17 protein-coding genes and 2 tRNA genes are annotated in these 17,800 nt (G+C 71.4%); 5 read left to right on the top strand and 14 right to left on the bottom strand.

Features of this window, described 5'->3' with window-relative positions; genetic code table 11:
• Positions 1–30: 30 nt before the first annotated feature.
• Positions 31–852: a YceI family protein gene (locus AB0B29_RS21045; protein ID WP_362241786.1), complete on the top strand. Its 822-nt coding sequence runs from the start codon at positions 31–33 to the stop codon at positions 850–852.
• On the opposite strand, the gene AB0B29_RS21040 is transcribed toward AB0B29_RS21045, so the two are convergent.
• Together AB0B29_RS21040 and AB0B29_RS21035 are read right to left on the bottom strand one after the other, a co-directional pair.
• Positions 835–1,536, bottom strand: coding sequence for a GAF and ANTAR domain-containing protein (locus AB0B29_RS21040; RefSeq protein ID WP_362241783.1), 702 nt, complete (start codon positions 1,534–1,536; stop codon positions 835–837). The genes AB0B29_RS21045 and AB0B29_RS21040 overlap by 18 nt on opposite strands.
• A 57-nt stretch (positions 1,537–1,593) precedes the next feature.
• Positions 1,594–2,313: a GAF and ANTAR domain-containing protein gene (locus AB0B29_RS21035; RefSeq protein ID WP_362241780.1), complete on the bottom strand. Its 720-nt coding sequence runs from the start codon at positions 2,311–2,313 to the stop codon at positions 1,594–1,596.
• A gap of 273 nt (positions 2,314–2,586) precedes the next feature.
• Here AB0B29_RS21035 and AB0B29_RS21030 point away from each other — a divergent pair, with 273 nt between their 5' ends.
• A complete protein-coding gene (locus AB0B29_RS21030) occupies positions 2,587–2,880 on the top strand; it encodes an STAS domain-containing protein (RefSeq protein WP_362242020.1) in 294 nt (97 codons plus the stop codon).
• A gap of 10 nt (positions 2,881–2,890) precedes the next feature.
• Positions 2,891–3,361, top strand: a complete 471-nt coding sequence (locus tag AB0B29_RS21025) for a PPOX class F420-dependent oxidoreductase (RefSeq protein ID WP_362241777.1) — start codon at positions 2,891–2,893, stop codon at positions 3,359–3,361.
• On the opposite strand, the gene AB0B29_RS21020 is transcribed toward AB0B29_RS21025, so the two are convergent.
• The 8 genes from AB0B29_RS21020 to AB0B29_RS20985 all read right to left on the bottom strand — a co-directional run bounded on the left by AB0B29_RS21020 (position 3,358) and on the right by AB0B29_RS20985 (position 13,455).
• Complete coding sequence (locus AB0B29_RS21020) at positions 3,358–4,131, bottom strand: TetR/AcrR family transcriptional regulator (protein WP_362241774.1); 774 nt, start codon at positions 4,129–4,131, stop codon at positions 3,358–3,360. The genes AB0B29_RS21025 and AB0B29_RS21020 overlap by 4 nt on opposite strands.
• A 122-nt stretch (positions 4,132–4,253) precedes the next feature.
• Positions 4,254–5,750 (bottom strand): MFS transporter, encoded by a 1,497-nt coding sequence (locus AB0B29_RS21015; RefSeq protein ID WP_362241771.1) that lies wholly within the window; start codon positions 5,748–5,750, stop codon positions 4,254–4,256.
• A 107-nt stretch (positions 5,751–5,857) separates the two neighbouring features.
• On the bottom strand, positions 5,858–8,029 hold the full coding sequence (locus AB0B29_RS21010; protein WP_362241768.1) for an ArnT family glycosyltransferase: 2,172 nt from the start codon (positions 8,027–8,029) through the stop codon (positions 5,858–5,860).
• Complete coding sequence (locus AB0B29_RS21005; RefSeq protein WP_362241765.1) at positions 8,026–9,447, bottom strand: bifunctional glycosyltransferase family 2/GtrA family protein; 1,422 nt, start codon at positions 9,445–9,447, stop codon at positions 8,026–8,028. Before AB0B29_RS21005 ends, AB0B29_RS21010 begins: the two co-directional genes overlap by 4 nt.
• 14 nt (positions 9,448–9,461) lie before the next feature.
• On the bottom strand, positions 9,462–11,099 hold the full coding sequence (locus AB0B29_RS21000) for a sensor histidine kinase (RefSeq protein ID WP_362241762.1): 1,638 nt from the start codon (positions 11,097–11,099) through the stop codon (positions 9,462–9,464).
• Positions 11,096–11,836, bottom strand: coding sequence for a response regulator transcription factor (locus AB0B29_RS20995; RefSeq protein ID WP_362241759.1), 741 nt, complete (start codon positions 11,834–11,836; stop codon positions 11,096–11,098). Before AB0B29_RS20995 ends, AB0B29_RS21000 begins: the two co-directional genes overlap by 4 nt.
• Before the next feature lie 250 nt (positions 11,837–12,086).
• Complete coding sequence (locus AB0B29_RS20990) at positions 12,087–12,959, bottom strand: DUF2797 domain-containing protein (protein ID WP_362241756.1); 873 nt, start codon at positions 12,957–12,959, stop codon at positions 12,087–12,089.
• Between the two features lie 97 nt (positions 12,960–13,056).
• Positions 13,057–13,455: an HGxxPAAW family protein gene (locus AB0B29_RS20985; protein ID WP_362241753.1), complete on the bottom strand. Its 399-nt coding sequence runs from the start codon at positions 13,453–13,455 to the stop codon at positions 13,057–13,059.
• Positions 13,456–13,550: 95 nt separating this feature from the next.
• On the opposite strand from AB0B29_RS20985, the gene AB0B29_RS20980 reads away from it, so the two are divergent.
• A complete protein-coding gene (locus AB0B29_RS20980) occupies positions 13,551–14,027 on the top strand; it encodes a MarR family winged helix-turn-helix transcriptional regulator (protein WP_351632643.1) in 477 nt (158 codons plus the stop codon).
• 45 nt (positions 14,028–14,072) lie between these two features.
• Here AB0B29_RS20980 and AB0B29_RS20975 read toward each other — a convergent pair whose 3' ends face one another.
• The 4 genes from AB0B29_RS20975 to AB0B29_RS20960 all read right to left on the bottom strand — a co-directional run bounded on the left by AB0B29_RS20975 (position 14,073) and on the right by AB0B29_RS20960 (position 16,576).
• The gene (locus AB0B29_RS20975; RefSeq protein WP_362241750.1) at positions 14,073–14,339 is read right to left on the bottom strand and encodes a hypothetical protein; all 267 of its coding nucleotides are present in this window, start codon (positions 14,337–14,339) and stop codon (positions 14,073–14,075) included.
• 97 nt (positions 14,340–14,436) lie between these two features.
• The gene (locus tag AB0B29_RS20970) at positions 14,437–15,681 is read right to left on the bottom strand and encodes a hypothetical protein (protein WP_362241747.1); all 1,245 of its coding nucleotides are present in this window, start codon (positions 15,679–15,681) and stop codon (positions 14,437–14,439) included.
• Positions 15,682–16,216: 535 nt separating this feature from the next.
• A tRNA-Arg gene (locus AB0B29_RS20965) sits at positions 16,217–16,289 on the bottom strand.
• 196 nt (positions 16,290–16,485) lie between these two features.
• Positions 16,486–16,576, bottom strand: a tRNA-Ser gene (locus tag AB0B29_RS20960).
• 219 nt (positions 16,577–16,795) lie between these two features.
• Between AB0B29_RS20960 and AB0B29_RS20955 the strand changes: the two genes are divergently transcribed.
• Positions 16,796–17,314, top strand: a complete 519-nt coding sequence (locus tag AB0B29_RS20955) for an SSI family serine proteinase inhibitor (RefSeq protein WP_436845866.1) — start codon at positions 16,796–16,798, stop codon at positions 17,312–17,314.
• Positions 17,315–17,800: the final 486 nt, after the last annotated feature.

Genomic DNA, 17,800 nt, shown 5'->3' with positions numbered 1-17,800 from the left:
GGCCGGTCTGTTTCCAAGGAGTTGGGTGAGATGGGACTGACCGCGAGGATCCGTACCCGCGATGGATGGGCCGTGTCGCACGCGGTCGTCACGGTGGCGGACATGACCGGCGCGCAGGTGCTGCGGGCCGAGGCCGACGCGGAGGGCGCCGTGCGGGACACGACGCCGATGGAGGCGGGGGCTTACACCGTCATCGTCACGGCTGTGGGATACGCGCCCGCGGCCTCCAGCGTGATCGTCACGGCGAGCGGGCGGGCCGAGGTCGGGACGGTGACGCTGGCCCGGCAGGGCGGCACCGAGCTGCCGCCGCCCGGGCCGTGGACCGTCGACCCGGTGCACTCCAGTGTGGCCGCCGTGGCCCAGCATCTGGGCATCTCCAGCGTGCACGGCCGGTTCACCGAGTTCTCCGGCGCGATCGAGATCGCCCCGGACGACGTCACCAAGTCGCGGGTGGAGGCGGTGATCCGGGCCGCGTCGATCGACACCGGCAACGGCATGCGCGACGGGCACCTGAAGTCGCCGGACTTCCTGGACGTCGAGCGCTTCCCCGAGATCACCTTCCGGTCGACGGGGCTGACGGCGAGCGGGTCCGACCGATGGACCGTGCATGGGGAACTGGGCATGCACGGTGTCGTGCGGCCCGTGGATCTCGATCTGGCCTACCTCGGCACGGGCCCGGACCCGTGGGGCGGTACCCGCGCGGCGTTCCGCGCGACGACCGAACTGCACCGCGAGGACTTCGCGATGAACTACAACCAGGTCCTGCAGGCCGGCATCGCCGCCATCGGCACGACGCTGAAGGTGGAGCTCAACATCCAGGCCGTGCAGGGCGAGTCACTTCCGGCGGCGTGAGTCCGGGGTGGACACCCGCGCCACCAACTGGCCGCACAGGTCACGGAGTTTGACGTTCCGGTCCTGCGAGGCCCGGCGCAGCCGTTCCAGCGCGCTCCGCGCGTCCACGCGCTCCCGGGCCATCAGGATGCCGATCGCCTGGTCGATGACGCTGCGGGAGAGCAGCGCGGTGCGCACGTCGGCCGCCGACTGCTGCCGGCGCTCGATGCGCAGCGCCACGTCGATGGCGTCCGCGGCCCGGGTCGCGAAGGCACGGGCCGCGTCCCGGCCCGGGTCCAGGGCCCCGGCCCGCACTCCGTAGAAGTTGAGCGCGGCGCCCTTCTCGCTCTCGACGACGACCGGCACCGCCAGCACACAGCGCACGCCCTCGGACAACGCGTACTCCGTGTACGCGGGCCAGCGGGACTCCTCGGCGAGATCCGGCGCGTACTGCTCCTCGCCGGTCTCGGCCGCGTCGACGCAGGGCCCCGAACCGTTCTCGTACTGGCGCAGGTCCAGGCCGCTCGGCATGCCGTCACTGCCGGCGAGGGTGAGCAGCCGGCCGGCGCGGCGCACGGTGATGCTGCACGCGTCGGCGCCGGGCACGTCCTGCACCGCGCGGTCGGTCAGATCGCGCAGCAGGGTGTCGAGCCCGCTGCTGCGCACCATCGCCTGGTCCAGCGTGTCGGACGTCTCGGAGCTCATGGCCGTACGGGTATCCCGTCCTCACCCGAACACGCCCCTGACGTAATCCACGTCACGTCAGGGGGTGTTGCCGCCCACGATCCGGCGGGCGAGGTCGCGCAGTTTCACGTTCTCCCGCTGGGAGGCCCGCACCAGGCTCTCGAAGGCCGCGGCCGCGTCGATGCCCTGGCGTTCCATGAGGATGCCGGTGGCCTGGCCGATCAGGTCGCGGGTGTGCATGGCCTCGGTGAGCTGCTCGCGCACGGTGGCGGAGTCCAGGGCGATGCTGACGTGCGCGCTGAACAGCCGGCCGACGCGCGTGGCCTCCTCGTCGAAGACGCCCGGTTTGCGCGCGTAGGCCGTGAGCACGGTCAGTCGGCGGCGGTCGGCGCGCAGCCGCAGCGACAGCGCCGAGCGCAGTCCCAGGGCCGCCAGCACGTCCCAGCCGTCGTCGGCCTCGCTGTCCGTTATCCGTGCGGTCGGGTTGTTCCACAACTGGTCCCACAGCCCGTGCTGTTCACCGCCGGTGTGCCGGGCCTCGGCGGAGCGCACGACCTCGTCGGTCCAGGCCAGCGTGCGGAGCTTGTTGCCGCGCTCGATGACGGAGATGCCCGCGTGCTCGGCGCCCGGCATGAGGTGCACGGCCAGCCGGACGGCCGTGCGCAGTGTGCTGTGGGGTGTGAGGGTCTCGTGCAGTTGCTGAGAAGCCACCGTGAGAGCCTCGGCCAGCTCGACGCCGGCCGGAAAACGGGGCAAATCAGGAAACTCGGACGCAGCCACCACGAACCTCTTCGGCATGCACGACCATGGCCGTGCGCAGGAGAGCTCCGCAGCACATTCCCGACTGCGAGCACAGGACGGACAGCACTCTAACTGCTCGGTTGCCTCCGGGTGACGCCCGGCCGACGGCGCCCCCGCGAGCTTCCACCACCCGCCCCCCGCATGGTGGAATGGCCTCCGGGTCAGGAAGCGGCCTTACCGGAATCCGGACGAACGTCTGCCAGGTGAGCCGTGACCCCCTTCACGAATCCCACAGAACCGCGCGACCTCCCCTGCCGCGTCCACCTCGCCATGCCCGCCGAGATCGACTTCTGTAACGCGTCGGAGCTGCTGCCGCTCGTCCTGTCCGCGGCCCGGGCCCGTGGCGACCGGCTGGAAGTCCTCGTCCTCGACCTGACCACGACCTCCTTCATGGACTCCCAGGGCATCCGCCTCATCAACGACGTGCGGCAAGGGCTGCGCCCCGGGGCCGCCGTGCGTCTGGTGGCCCGGCCCGAGGGGATCACGAGCCGGGTCCTGGAGTTGACCGGCATGCGCCGGGACGTGCCCGTGTACGACAACCTCGCCGAGGCGCTGGCGTCGTAGGCTGCCGCACATGGCACCGAACATCGCGACGAACACCCGCGTGTCCCTGGACGAGCTGCTCGACTTCGTACGCCCCCGGCACCACGCGATCCTGCTGACCCGGCGGGCCGACGGCAGCCCTCAGGGCTCCCCGTTGACCTGCGGCGTCGACGACTCCGGCCGGATCGTGGTCTCCACCTACCCGGAGCGCGCCAAGACCCGCAACGCCAAGCGGGACCCCCGCGTGAGCCTGCTCGTGCTCAGCAACGACTGGGACGGCCCCTGGGTCCAGATCGACGGCACGGCCGAGGTCGTCGACTCCCCCGACTCCGTCGAACCGCTCGTGGAGTACTACCGGAACATCGCCGGTGAGCACCCCGACTGGGACGAGTACCGCGCGGCCATGGTCAAGCAGGGCAAGTCGATCATCCGGATCACCCCGGAGCGGTGGGGCCCGGTGGCGACCGGCGGGTTCCCTGCGCGACTGGTGGAAGGGGACTAGTCCCCGGGAGTGCCGCTCTCCCGGGCGACCATCGCCTCGATGCCCGCGATCAGCAGCTCCAGCGCGAACTCGAAGTCCCGCTCCAGCATCTCGGCGACCGTGTCACCGCCGCGCGCCGCCATGATCTCCCGGGACTCCCGCAGGACGTCGGCGGCCTGCGGGGCGGCGGTCACCGCGCTCAGGGCCTGCTGGAAGTACTCGTCCACGCTCACACCGCCGGCCGCGGCCCTGGAAGCGAGATGGCCCTCCAGGGTGCCGTAGCCGTAGACGAACTGGAAGACGGCCGAGATCGTGCTCGTCAGGCGCTTCGCGGGCAGCCCGGTCCTGCGTACGACTTGCTGGACGACCCGGGAGAACGCCAGGTTGTGCGGGCCGATGTTGAGGAAGACCCCGACCAGAGCGGACACCCACGGGTGCCGCACCAGCAGCGTCCGGTACTCCCGGGCGAGCGCCCGCACCTGGTCGCGCCAGTCCTCACCGGCGTCCGGATCGGGCAGCCGCATCTCGCCCATGACCTGGTCGAGGGCGAGTTCGAGCAGGTCGTCCTTGGTGTCGACGTACCAGTAGACGGACATCGCGGTGACGCTCAGCTCGCCGGCGAGGCGCCGCATGGAGAACTTGGCCAGTCCCTCGGCGTCCAGCAACCGGACGGTGACGTCGACGATGCGCCCCCGGTCCAGCCCCGAGGGCTGCCCGCCACCGCGCCGCCGGTGCGCCTTGCCCTCCAGCCAGACGCTGGACCGGGCAGCCTTCTCGGCCGACTTCGCCATGGCGCACCTTCCTCGATCTTTCAACGCCGCTCATGCTAGACGCGCCGCTTCAGGGGCGCGGGGAACTGCGCGAACGTCCACAGCGGACCCGCACCCGCACGACAACCACGGGCCCCGAGCTCCTAGGCGGACTCTGCCCGCTCGGCCCGCCGAAGCAACGCCGCCGCGACCAACCCGCCTGCCAGCACAGCGACTGCCCCGACCAGCTGGCTGGTCTCCAGTCCGGAGGCGAACGCGTCGGAGATACGCGCCTTCTCCTCGGCCGAGTCGGCGGAAGCCAACGCCGCCGGCAACGACGCCGCCGAGACGGCGACCAGCGACGCGAACCGCGAGTTGAGCACCGCACCGAGCACCGCGACACCCAGCCCGTTGCCGAACTCGGCGAGTGTTCCGTTGATCCCCGCTCCAACCCCCGCCTTCTCCGGCGGAATCGCGCCCATGATCGCGTTGGCCATGGCCGGCATGGACAGCGCCACACCCGCGCCCATCAGGACCAGGCCGAGCAGCATTCCGCCGTACCCGTGCCCACCGAGCAGGGCGATCGCCGCCAGCCCCGCGGACACCAGGGTCATGCCGAGCGCGATGGCCACCGGCGTGCCGGCCTTCAGCACCAGCTTCGCCCCGACCCCCGTGAAGTTGAGCGCGACGACCGTCAGCGCCAGCGGCGCCGTCCGCAGCCCGGCGTCCAGCGGCTCGTACCCGAGGACGAACTGCAGGTGCTGCGTGAGCAGGAACAGCGATCCCGTCATGCCGAACGCCACGAGGATCGCGCCCGCGACCGCGCCGACGAACTTCTGGTTGCGGAAGAAGTGCATGTCGAGCATCGGGTGCTCGGTCCGCAGCTCCCACAGCACGAACAGGCCGAGCACGGCCAGGCCGACCAGCGCCGAGACCAGCACCTGCGCGGAGGTCCAGCCGTGCTCGGGCCCGGTGATGATCGCGTACACCACGGCCGTCATGCCGATCGTCGACAGCACCGCGCCGAGCAGGTCGGGCCGGTCACCGGCCTTGTGCTTCGACTCCGGCACCAGCGCGGCGACCGCGACCAGGCCCAGCACCGCGATCGGGATGTTGATGAGGAAGATCGCGCCCCACCAGAAGTGGTTCAGCATCACACCGCCGATCAGCGGCCCGGCCGCGAAGCCGAGCGAACTGACCGTCGACCACAGCGCGATGGCCTTCACGCGCTCCTGGTCGTCGAAGATCTGCACGACGACCGCGAGGGTCGTGGTCATCAGCAGCGCGCCGCCGACGCCCATGCCGGCACGGGCCGCGATCAACTGGGCGGGGCTCTGGGACAGCCCCGCCGCCAGCGACCCCACGCCGAAGATCGCGAGGCCCGACATCAGCATCAGCTTGCGGCCGTAGCGGTCGGCGGAGTTGCCGGCGGTGAGGAGCAGGCCGGACTGCACCAGGGAGTAGGCGTTCATCATCCACTGGACGTCGGCGGTCGAGGCGTCCATCTCGCGGGTGAGCGAGGGGATGGCCACGTTGAGGATCGTGTTGTCGAGCAGCACGGTGAGCTGCGCGAGGCAGATGACACCGAGGATCAGCCAGCGCTGGGGGTGGCCGCCGTGCGTGGGGATCGAAGGGGCCTTTTCCTGGGGGGACGTCGTCATGCTGTACACCGTAGAACAGTCCCTATACGGCGTACAACGGAGTTTCGGCGGAGACGGCGAAGGGCGGTGGCTTTCGGCCACCGCCCTCCGATCCCGTCGGGGACGTGTCAGCCGCTCGCCTTCTGGGTGAGGTCGTAGAAGGTGCTCGAACCGACGGTGACCTTCTTGAAGTTGGCCTCGACCCAGGTGGTGATCTGGGAGGACGTGCCCTCGCCGCTGCCGCCCGGGCCGCCGCCCATGCCGCCCGAGGCGATGAAGTAGTGGATCTTTCCGTCCGCCACGTACTGCTTGAACTGGGCCAGGGTCGGGGACGGGTCGGTGCCGTTGAAGCCGCCGACGGCCATCACCGGGTCGCCGGTGGCGAGCTGGTAACTCGCCGCGTTCTGGGCACCGATGGCCGCCGCGGCCCAGGTGTACCGGTCGGCGTCGGTCTCCAGCAGCTTCTTGGCCTCGGAGCTGACGCCGGCGCCGTTGAGCAGACCGCCGATGCCACCTCCGCCCATGCGGCCGCCGTCGCCGTTCTGCCGGTTCTGGCCCTGCTGGCTCTGCCCGCCCTGGCCGCCGCCCGGGAACCCGCCGCCGGGGAAGCCGTTGCCCTGCTGCCCCTGAGTGTTGCCGTTGCCGTTCTGCTGGTTCTGGCCCTGCTGATTCCGGGCTCCACCCGGGAAGCCGCCGCCACCGGGGAAGCCACCGCCCTGACCGCCGCCACCGCCCGGGCCGCCGCGGCCGCCCGCGACCGCCGGACCCGCCGTGACGATCGAGCCGGTGTGCCCCTGGTTCACGGTGGTGAGGGTGTACGCCGCCGGACCGGCCAGCGCGGCGACGAGGCCCAGCCCAGCTGCCCCCAGGGCGAGTCGGCGCCCGAGCCGACCCGCGAAGATCAGGCCGAGGGCCGCCGTCAGGCCGCCGACCAGGACGAGCCACTTGAGCCAGGGCAGGTAGTCGGAGGAGCGGTTGAGCAGGACGTACCCCCAGGCCGCGGTCGCCGTCGTCGCGGCGGCCAGGGCCAGCGAGGCCCACGCCCTGTCGCGCTTCTCCCAGAGCAGCGCCGCGCCCATCCCGACCAGGGGGGCGATGTAAGGGGCGAGGGCCACCGTGTAGTACTCGTGGAAGATGCCCTGCATGTAGCTGAAGACCAGCATGGTGGTGAGCAGCGCGCCGCCCCAGACGAGGAACGAACCGCGGGTCACCGACGTGCGCTTCGCCTTGCGGGTGGCCACCAGCCCCGCCACGAGCAGGATCAGCGCGGCCGGGATCAGCCAGGAGATCTGGCCGCCGATGGAGGAGCTGAACAGCCGGTCCCAGCCGGTCTCGCCCCAGTTGCCGCCGGCGTTCCCGCCGCCACCGCCGCCTCCGACACTGCCGGTCTCGTCGCCGTTGAGGCGGCCCAGGCCGTTGTAGCCGAAGGTCAGTTCAAGGAAGCTGTTGTTCTGCGAACCGCCGATGTACGGGCGGGAGGACGCCGGCCACAGCTCGACGATCGCGACCCACCAGCCACCCGAGACGACGATCGCGGCCAGGGCCGCGGCGAGCTGCCCGATCCGCTTCTTCACCGTCACGGGTGCGCAGACGCCGTACACGAGGGCGAGCGGCGGCAGGATCAGGAAGGCCTGGAGCGTCTTGGCGAGGAAGGCGAAGCCGACCGCGGCACCGGCCCACAGCAGCCACTTGGTGCGGCCGTCCTCCAGGGCGCGGATCACGAGGTAGCAGGCCGCCGCCATCAGCAGCGCCAGCATCGCGTCGGGGTTGTTGAAGCGGAACATCAGCGCCGCGACGGGGGTGAGCGCGAGCACGCCACCCGCGATCAGACCGGCCGCGGGGCCGAACCGGCGGCGCACGGCCGCGTACACGACGGCCACCGTGCCGACGCCCATGAGGACTTCCGGTGCGAGGATCGCCCAGGAGCTGAGCCCGAAGAGCCGCACGGACAGGGCCATGGGCCACAGGGCGGCCGGGGGCTTGTCGACGGTGATGGCGTTCGCCGCGTCGAGCGAGCCGAAGAAGAACGCCTTCCAGGACTGGCTGCCTGCCTGCACGGCCGCGGAGTAGAAGGAGTTGGCGTAGCCGGAGGCGCTCAGGTCGTACAGGTAGAGCACGGCCGTCGCCAGCAGCAGGGCGAGGAAGGCCGGACGGGCCCAGCGGGGGTCCTCGGGGCGGCCGCGCCACAACCGTTGCGGGAGGGGCCGGGCCGGGGCACCGGTATGCGGCGCGGGTGCCCCGGCCCGGGTGTCGGGACCCGTGCCCGCGCCGGTGATCTGCTGGTCGAAGTGGACGGTCATCGCAAGTCCCTCGCGTCGGTGTCGTGCGGGCGCACCGGCAGCAACTGCACGGTGGTGTCCCGCCAGGAGTCCGCGGCGTCACCGGCGCGGAACGGGGTGGTGGCCCGCACGGTGGCGCGGGTGTCGTCGGCGAACCCGGGACCGGTGCCGTACGAGGCGACGGACCTCGGGTCGTCCTCGCGCCGGTCGGGGAACACCCACGCCCGGAAGAGCAGGAAGCGCAGCACGGTCGCCGCGAGGTTGGCCGCGATGAGAACGGCCAGTTCGGTGGAGTGCGCGGGCTCGGAGGTCGCCGCGTTCAGCGCCGCGAGCGAGCCACTGGTCAGGGCGAGTCCGATCCCGAAGACGACCAGGCCCTGCGCCTGGTGCCGTACGGCCCCGCCGCGCCCGCGCACCCCGAAGGTGAGCCGCCGGTTGGCCGCGGTGTTGGCGACCGCCGAGACCAGCAGGGCGAGGGCGTTGGCGATCTGGGAGCCGGTGACGGCCCGGAAGCCGCTGTACAGCAGCAGGTAGAAGAGGGTGGACAGGCCGCCGACCACGCAGAATCCGACCAGCTGGCGGGCGAGCCCCTTGGGCACGTCCTCGAGGTCGCGGTCGCGCGGGTCGTCGCCGAACGGCCGGGCGATCCGGTCCAGCGGCAGCGAGCCGGTGGCCAGGGCCCTGCCGACCCGCCACACGCCCTTGAGGTCGTCGGTCGCGGTCCGGACGATGTGCACGGTCGAGTCGGGGTCGTCGACCCAGTCGACCGGCACCTCGTGGATCCTGAGCCCCGCCCGCTCGGCGAGCACCAGCATCTCGGTGTCGAAGAACCAGCCGGTGTCCTCGACGAGCGGCAGCAGCACCTGTGCCACGTCCCGGCGGATCGCCTTGAAGCCGCACTGGGCGTCCGAGAACCGTGCCTGGAGCGAGCCGCGCAGGATGAGGTTGTAGGCCCGGCTGATGAACTCCCGCTTGGGGCCGCGCACCACCCGCGAACTGCGGGCCAGCCGGGAGCCGATCGCGAGGTCCGAGTGGCCGGAGATCAGCGGCGCCACCAGGGGGAGCAGGGCGTTGAGGTCGGTGGACAGGTCCACGTCCATGTAGGCGAGGACCGGGGCGTCGGAGGCCGACCAGACGGCCCGCAGGGCCCGGCCGCGCCCCTTCTGCTCCAGACGGAAGGTGGTGACCTCGGGGATCTCCGCCGCCAGCCGTCCGGCCACCTGCGGGGTGGTGTCCGTGGAAGCGTTGTCCGCGATCGTGATGCGGAACGCGTACGGGAACGTCCGGTCGAGGTGCTCGTGCAGTCTGCGGACGCACGGCTGGAGGTCCTTCTCCTCGTTGTAGACGGGGATCACTACGTCCAGGACAGGCGTACCGGCTGGTGCGGCCGGGAGGTGCTCCCGCGCCGGCAGGGTGCCGGGAGAAGAGTCGGTTCGCATGGAACCGACTTTCGTCAGGCGCCCTGTTGTGCCCATGTGGTGACGCTGTGGCGTGCCTGTGAGTGCTGTTGCCGGCTCATGTCCGGCTGTGCCTGTGCCGGGAGCGCGGGCAGGTGCAGCGTGAAGACGGTCCGCCCGGGCACGCTGTCGACGGTCACGGCACCGCCGTGCGCACTCGCCACGGCCTGCACGATGGCCAGGCCCAGGCCGGTCGAGCCGTGGGTGCGGGAGCGCGCGGAGTCGCCGCGCGCGAACCGTTCGAAGACGTGCGGCAGCAACTCGGCCGGGATGCCCTGCCCGTCGTCCTCGACGTCCACGCACAGCCAGGGTCCGCGCCGCTGGACGCGGGCGGTGACGGTCGTACCGGGTGGCGTGTGGCTGCGCGCGTTGCCGAGCAGGTTGACGAGGACCTGTTGCAGCCGGGCCGCGTCCGCCGACACGAGCGCGGGCTCGTCGGGCAGGTCGAGGCGCCAGGTGTGGTCCTGGCCGGCGGCACGGGCGTCGCTGATGGTGTCCACGACGAGCGGGACGAGGTCGGTCTGCTCGAACTGCAGGGGCCGGCCCGCGTCGAGCCGGGCGAGCAGCAGCAGATCCTCGACGAGCAGCGTCATGCGCCCGGCCTCGGACTCGATCCGCCCGAGCGCGTGCCGGGTGTCCGGCCCGACGTCCTCGCGCCCGCGTCGGGTCAGTTCGGCGTAGCCGCGGATGGAGGCGAGGGGGGTGCGCAGCTCGTGACTGGCGTCGGCGACGAACTGCCGGACCCGCGTCTCGCTCTGCTGCCGTGCGTGCAGGGCGCCGTGGACGTGGTCGAGCATCCGGTTGAGCGCGGCACCGACCCGGCCGACCTCGGTGTGCGGGTCGGTCTCGGAATCGGGCACCCGCTCGCTGAGGTTCACCTCGCCGGTGTGCAGGGGAAGTTCGGAGACCCGGGTGGCGGTGGCGGCGACCCGGCGGAGGGGGCGGGTGGCCACGCCGACGATGACCGTACCGGCGATGCCGGCGGCGACGAGGCCGGCAGCGGTGACACTGATCTCGACCAGGACGAGAGTGTTGAGGGTGTCGGTGACGTCGGTGGTGGGCAGCGCGACGTAGTAGGCGCCGTTGGCCCCCTTGCGGTATTCCGCGCGGTACTCGCCCAGCCCGGAGAGGGTGACCGTGTGCGCCTTGCCGTCCTTGGCGACGGCGTTCAGCTCGTCCCTCTGCGTCTTGCTCAGCGTGTACGGTGCGGCCTGCGTGACGTCGTTGTCGTCCTTGGTGGGCTTGCTGACCATGCCCTCGGTGATCGCGCCGCCCCGGACCTTCGCGGCGATGGTGCCGATCATCTGCTGCGGCCCCTGCGTGACGAAGTCGGAGAGGTCGGGGACCTTGGGTACCCCCTTGTCCGGCTGCCCCGTCGGCTTGGGCCTGGGCTGTGTCCCGTCGGGCAGCTCGGGGCCGGCGCCAGCGGCACGACCCACCACCCCGCTGAGCGTGCTGTCCAGTTGCTCGTACAGGCGGGAGTGCATCGCGATCGTCGTCACCGTCCCGATGACGGCACACACGACGGCGATCAGCGCCAGGGCGGAGACCACGAGTCGGGTCCGCAACGTGCGCGGCCGACGTAGCCGTCCCTGTCCCTCCCCCTGGCTCCGCAGCCGCCGCCGTCCGCTCACGACGCCGCGGGCTTGATCAGGTAACCGGCACCGCGCCGCGTGTGGATCATCGGCTCGCGCCCGGCGTCGATCTTCCGCCGCAGGTAGGAGATGTACAGCTCGACGACGTTGGCCTGGCCACCGAAGTCGTACGACCACACGCGGTCGAGGATCTGCGCCTTGCTGAGCACCCGGCGCGGATTGCGCATCAGGAACCGCAGCAGCTCGAACTCGGTGGCGGTGAGATGGATGTTGTCCCCGGCCCGGGTCACCTCGTGGCTGTCCTCGTCGAGGGTGAGGGCGCCGACGACCAGCGTGGAGTCCGGGCGCCGGTCGGCGGCACCGGAGCGGCGTATCAGCCCGCGCAGCCGCGCGACGACCTCCTCGAGGCTGAACGGCTTGGTGACGTAGTCGTCCCCGCCGGCCGTCAGCCCGGCGATCCGGTCCTCGACGGCGTCCTTGGCGGTCAGGAACAGCACGGGCACGTCCGGCAGTTCGCGCCGCAGCCGCCCGAGGACGGCCAGCCCGTCCATGTCGGGCAGCATCATGTCGAGGACGACGGCGTCGGGCCGGAAGTCACGGGCGGTCCGGATCGCACCCGTGCCGTCACCGGCACTGCGGATCTGCCACCCCTCGTAGCGCAGGGCCATGGACAGCAGCTCCGTGATCGACAGCTCGTCGTCCACCACGAGCACGCGGACGGGGCTCCCGTCCGGCCTGAGCAGTTCGGTGCGCCCTTGGGGCGAGGTCGTGGTCATGTGAACACGATGTCGAGGGCCTCTGAGAACACGCTTTCACCAGCCTGTGATTTCCCTGAGAAACGCACAGGTGCTTCTCAGGGGACGGCTGGGAAGGGCGGCCCAGGAAGAACGGGCCGGGCTGGTCAGGGGCAATCCGGGAGACCCAGCCCGCGCAGGACAGGCCGGACTGCTCCGGAGCCGCCCAGGAGACACAGCCCGTGCGGGACAGGCCGGACTGGTCAGTGGGCGCCCGCAGCGCCCGGCCGGTTCAGAACAAGCCGTCCTGCACGCCCGCGACCTCCTTGAACTGCCTGATCGGCACGGTCACTTCACTTCCCGTCGCGGGCACCAGCCCCCACCCCGTCATCAACCGCGTGTCGAGCACCACGACCCCGGCACCGGTGGCCAGATGCAGATCGGGTCCGGCGGCCGCGACCAGCTCCCCGCCGACCGCGCCCCCGGCGACGAGCTCGCGCACGTCCCCGACGGCGACGGGCACCCCGGCGAGCCCGAACACCCCCAGGTGGTCGACGACCCGCAGCGGCTCCCGTACGAGCGACTCCGGCCACGCGGGGAGCGCGGCCGCCCGCTGATGCAGCTCGGCGACCTCACGGGCCCGGTCGGCGGCGGCCTCCGGCAGCGCGGCCCGGACGGCCCGCTTCTCGGCGTACGGAATCCGGTCGGGCACCCGCAGGGCCGCCCTGAGCAGCTCCTCCGTACGCCGGGCGGCCATGAGAGGACCGACGCCGAGCCAGCTGAAACAGACGGCTCCCTGTTCGAGCAGCCGCGCGCTACCCCGCTCCCGGGCCGTGATCCCGACCTTGACCATGCCGGGTCCGAACCACGCCAGGTACACGCGGTACGGCCGTGGATCGTCGGCGAGGGTGTCCGCGGCCACCGAGTGCGCCCGGTCCAGCCGCGCACACTCCTCGCACCGCGCCCCCGTACTCCGACCCGGCACGGCCGCCCCCAGCGGGCAGGCATGCCCCCGAGCCCCCACGCAGCTGCGCACACCCCCTTCCGCGACCTCGAAGGCCACGCGTTTCCCCCAGGTCAGCGCGCTGCGCTGCCCGCCGCCCCACACCAGCACGGGGCCATCCGCCGACCACCGCAGCCCCGAGCACTTCCATGCCTGTGCCATCTCTGCCGAGAGTAGGGGGCACCACTGACATCGGGGCGACCGCTGTGAGCCGCCTGATGAGGACCGCCCGACGAGGACCGCCCCATGAGGACCGCCCTCACCTCACGGAGTCGGTCCCCACCGCGGCGACGGTCTCCGGCTCACCACTGCGCTGCACCGGCATGACCGGCCGCACCGCATCCGCACCCACCGCACGCCGCCCGCGCCCGGCCAGCCGGCACCCCAGGCACTCCTCGTGCCCGCCCGGCGCCGCCGAGTCCCGTACGCGCCAGCCCCACTCGGCCCGGGGGCGCACGCCCGGCCCCTTCCCCCACCCGGCGAGGTGCAGGGCCCAGGTGACGAGCAGAGCCACGAACCCGATCGCCAGTCCGCCGGCGATCAGCACACCGGAGACGGTGCAGACCCCCAGCCCGGCCACACCGGCCCCGACCGAGGCGATGGCGAATCCGACCCATCCCGCGACCGTGTGCCCGTGGTCATACTGATGTGCACTCACGTGTCACTCCCTCGCACCGAGGGTCCGACCCACCGAACCCCTCACTTGCTAAGACTTTTATGACCCAAACATCTCACGAACTAAGGGATCTGGGAATGCACGCGAAGCCTCGTCCGGCCGCGACACCGGAGCAGGCTCTGTCGGCGATGGACCAACTCATCGCGACTCACCTGGTCGGACAGCACGAGATCGCCCAACAGGTGGGCCTGAGTGTGACCGACCTCACCTGTTTCGCCTATGTCATCGAGGCCGGCGAGAACCTCCCCACGGCAGGCGACCTGGCGGCTCGCGTCCATGTCACCACCGGCGCGGTCACCGGCATCCTCAACCGTCTGGAGCGCGCCGGCTACATCACCCGCCGCCCCGACCCCACGGACCGCCGCCGCATCCGCGTCGCGGCCCAGCCTGACGCGGTCGCCCGGGTCCGGGAGGTCTATGAGCCGTACTACGCCCGCCTCACACACCTCTTCGCGGAGTACTCGCCGGACGAGATCGCGGTCCTGCACGACTGGTTCACCCGCGCGAGCACACTCGCGGCGACCTACCTGGAAGAACACTGCCGCCCGGACTGAACGAAGCCCCCGGCCGGACACGTCGGGTCCCGCGGGCGCCGACCTCTACCGGGGCTGCCGCGCGTGCCGGCTGGACCGTCGGCGCACGGTGAAGACGCAGGCGAGCACGCCGAGCCCCCACGCGATCAGGAGGGCTCCCCACAGCGGCATGGTCACGATCGGCACGAGCAGCCGGATCTCGACGTCCGAGCGGTTCTCGAAGATGAAGATCAGCGCGACCGCGCTGATCAGAACGAACGGCAGGAAGCGGCGGACGCCGGGGCGGGTGAGGAACGACTGACGCGCCTTGTGGTCCGGGCTGGTCTGAGCCATGGAGCACCTCTCCCTCACATCGCCCCTGACTCAAGCGTCCCCTTCCGCGAGGCGGCCCGCCACCGACGTGACCGGAGGACGTCATGAACGTCGGCCCTCACCGCCACTCCAGGACGTCCCCCAGGCCCAGCGCCCTGCCCGCGCCCGCTGCGGTGATCTTCTTCGGGGTGGCGCCGGGAGCGATGGCGGAGGCGAAGAAGTCGAGCCGGGTGCCCTGGAGCGAGGCGAAGATCATCTGCTTTCCGTCCTGCGCGATGGCCCGCACGGTGTTCCTCCGATCTGTCGCAGGGATGATCGGGCCGCCCAAGGCACCCTTCGGGAGATCCGCCGTGCCGTCGAGCCGAGAGGCGTCCAGCGTCCAGAAGGAGTTCTTCCGCTTCGGGTCCTTGGCCTCGCCGAGCCGGGAGCCGCACAGCACCGTCCTGCCGTCGACCCAGCCGTAGGGGTAGCAGTCGGCGCCGGCCGGAATGCCGGTCGCCTCGACACCCTTGGCCTTGAGCAGCGCACTGCGCTGTGGCACGTCGAGCACGTTGTAGCCCTGCCAGGTGATGAAGGCCGTCGCCCTGCGCCCGTCGGGGCTGATCCGGACTTCCTTGCCAAAGAGCCCGCGCACCGGGTCACCCGCGAGCGCCAGGGCGGCCCCGTCCATGTAGTCACCGTCACCGCCCGCCTGTTCGGTCACCGCGTGATCCCCGGCGACGGAACGGCTGGCGATCCGCACGTGATCCGAGGAGTCGGTCTCGGTGAACCAGACGGCACTGCCGTTCCGGGCGAAGACGGCGTTCTCCTCGCGAGGCGTGTCGCCGAAGTCGTCGCCCTGTTCGGCGGACAGCTTGGTCAGCTTGCCGCTGGTGTCGACGTAGCCCACCCCTGTCGCCTCGGTCTCTCGATCGATGAGGACGACGGCCATCCGGGAGAAGTCCTCGTCGAAGAGTTGCCGCAGCCGGGTGGCGGCGACGGCGCGCGGCCCGTCCTCGGACGTGCCGGCACCGGGGAAGTTGTCAGCGCACAGTTCCACGAGCGGGGAGGCGACGCCGTCGGCCTCCGCGACCACGGCCTCGGCCGGGACGGTGAAGGTCCGCGAGACGGTCCGTTCCCACGTGGTCGGATTCCAGCCCATGACCGTCACGCTGGCCGGCTTGCTCGCGGGCACGGAACACAAGGCGGTGATGACGACACCTTTGTCCGGGAAGGCCCCGCTCCCTTTGCCTGCGGTTTTGCCCCCGCCCCGCTGTCCGGCAGTCGCCTTGGTGTCCTTGGCGCCGGGGCCGGAGTCGTCATGACCTCCGCCGCACCCCGCCACCAGCGGAAGCAACACCACGGCGACAGCCGAGACAGCCATACCCCAGCCCCGTCGGCCGCCTCCGTGACCCTCTGCTCTGCCCACGACCGTGTCCCCCTCGCGATGTCCTGCTCAGCAGCGGCCACATGATCGTAATGCGAACCGGCAGGGCTCGCCGTTGAGTTGGTTGACGGCCGAGGAGCCGTTGCTGAGGTTGCGGTGAGCCCTCGTGCCCTCGGGTCGGCGGCACGGCCCCGCTCGACGCTCAGTCCGGTCTGCCTTGCCCACTCCACGGCGCTGTCGACGCTCTTCCCGACCTGGCTCCCGGCCGGGCCCGGAGTGGCCGTGATCGTCATCGTCGTCCTGGGCGTAGCCGCCACGTCGTCACAGCCGTCGCCACAAGTCCTGCGGTCCGGATGACGATCTGCGCTTATCGGGTTCTAGGGGAAGGAGAGAGGTGATGGCAGCGGATGGGACAAAAGGCAGCAACCCCTCGGCACTCCTCACCGTGCGAGCCACGGTTGATGTCAATCACTGCCGTCAAGACAAAAACCAGAGGCCCTGTGGATCTCTCCACAGGGCCTCTGATCTGCTGTGCACTCGGCAGGATTCGAACCTGCAACCTTCTGATCCGTAGTCAGATGCTCTATCCGTTAAGCTACGAGTGCTTGTTCTGTTTTTTCGCCGCTCTCGGGCCTTCCGGCTCGCTCGCGGCGACAGGAAGAACATTACATGACTGCCGCCGCCATGTGAAATCCGTTAGCCGCACCCCTTGTGAGCTGCGGAAACGGCACTTCAGGCCGCAGTTTCGAAGCCAACGACAGCGAAGCCCCGGTCGAGTGACCGGGGCTTCGTGATCGAGTGCGGAGGCGGAGGGATTTGAACCCTCGATGGGCTTTAAGACCCAAACCGCATTAGCAGTGCGGCGCCATAGACCGGACTAGGCGACGCCTCCAGCATCACTCCCGCGCGAGCGCGAGCGGTGCGTGCCGATGATGACACAGTCGAGCGTGCTGTCACCAATCGACCCCCACGGTACTAGGCGGGAAGGGCACGAGGCAAAGACCTTGTCAGGCCCATACGGGTCCCGCCCGGGCGTCCGCCTCAGGCCCATACGGGCCCCCGCCCGGGCGTCCGCGCGCAACATCCGGGGCCGCGTCGCGTTAGGCAGGGCATGTTGCGTGCCACCCCCCGGGCCACCGCCCGCCCCGTCCTGCGGCGCCTCCTCGTCGGCGCCGCCGCCTCCGTCGCCGCCGCCGGCTCGCTGACCGCGGCGCCCCCGGTCGCGTATGCCCAGGCCGACGGGACCGGCCTGCTGTCCCCGACCAGGCCCGGCGCCGGCCCGGACCGGGATCACCTCACCGTCACCGTGCGGAACGCCGGCGGCGGGGCCGACGGAACCTTCGAGCTGTACTGCAACCCCGCCGGCGGCAGCCACCCCGACCCGCGCGGCGCCTGTGCCGCCCTGGAGCGGGACACGCGATGGGGGCGGGACGTCTTCGCGGCCCCGTCGGAGGGCGGCTTCTGCACCATGCAGTACGGCGGCCCTGCCACCGCGCACGTCACCGGCACCTGGGCGGGGCGGCCCGTCGACGCCACGTACGACCGCCGCGACGGCTGCCGGATCTCCCGGTGGGACCGGCTCGTGCCACTGCTGCCGGCCGTGGGAGGCAACCGGGGCGCCAGGGCCTGAGTCACCCGTCCGCCCGTCGGTCCGCTCGCCCGCCCCGCCCCGTCCCGTCCGTACACCCGTCGCCCTGCTCACCCACCCCCTCCGTTCGTCCACCCCCTCCGTGCGCACCGCACACGGCACTGCGCGGCGGACCGTGCGCGGTGGCTGGTGTGGGCGGCGGGGCGGCACGCCGTCGGGGCGGGCAGGTACTGGAGAGGGTGGGCCGCCGGGCGGCGTCGGGCCTCGCGCCGCGCACCCCATTTGCGCCACTCTCCGCCCCCATCCCGCCAGCCCGGCCAAAAGGTACAGAAAAGCCGTCGTCGTAAAGGTCCCGCGAAGGTCCCGCGACGTCGTCGCAGGAGGGCGGGCGTTTGACGGTTACTCGGTCGTCAGTTCGGGGTCACTTCCTCGTGCGACCTCCCTCTCATCCGGCGTCGCGAGCGCAACCGCAACCCTTAGACTCCCTCGCGTGACACGCTGCGGGACGGTTGGCAAGATGGCCCGAGC

Origin of the sequence: Streptomyces tibetensis (assembly GCF_040647715.1) — a bacterium.
GTDB classification, from domain to species: Bacteria; Actinomycetota; Actinomycetes; order Streptomycetales; family Streptomycetaceae; genus Streptomyces; species Streptomyces tibetensis_A.
The sequence above is the reverse complement of the archived record's forward strand: the minus strand, read 5'-3'. Positions and strand labels throughout refer to the sequence as shown.